This is a genomic window from Paenibacillus xylanexedens (genome assembly GCF_007676705.1).
In the GTDB taxonomy this organism is placed as follows: Bacteria; Bacillota; Bacilli; order Paenibacillales; family Paenibacillaceae; genus Paenibacillus; species Paenibacillus xylanexedens_C.
The window spans coordinates 1-221 of record NZ_VEBF01000891.1 but is presented as its reverse complement, the minus strand read 5'-3'; the positions used below and the strand labels follow the sequence as shown (position 1 = coordinate 221).

1 pseudogene is annotated in these 221 nt (G+C 41.2%); it reads right to left on the bottom strand.

Annotated elements, in window-relative coordinates:
* Positions 1-205 (bottom strand): annotated as a pseudogene (locus FS628_RS31100) (ABC transporter substrate-binding protein); the annotation flags it as partial.
* Positions 206-221 lie beyond the last annotated feature (16 nt).

Below are 221 nucleotides of genomic sequence, written 5' to 3'. Positions count from 1 at the left end.
CAAAATTCAACTTTTCTTTCCCCCCACCACCCAGTTTTTCTTTCCCTTCTACATAGTCCTCATCCACATCACTAACAACTTCTTTTCCTTTCTCTTCTTTACCCACACCCCTTCCAATCTTATTAAACATCTCTCTCATCTTCTCATAATCATACCCCTCACCATCATACCCATCATATTCAATCCTTCCTCCAATTCCATTCACCTCATCGTACACCGCT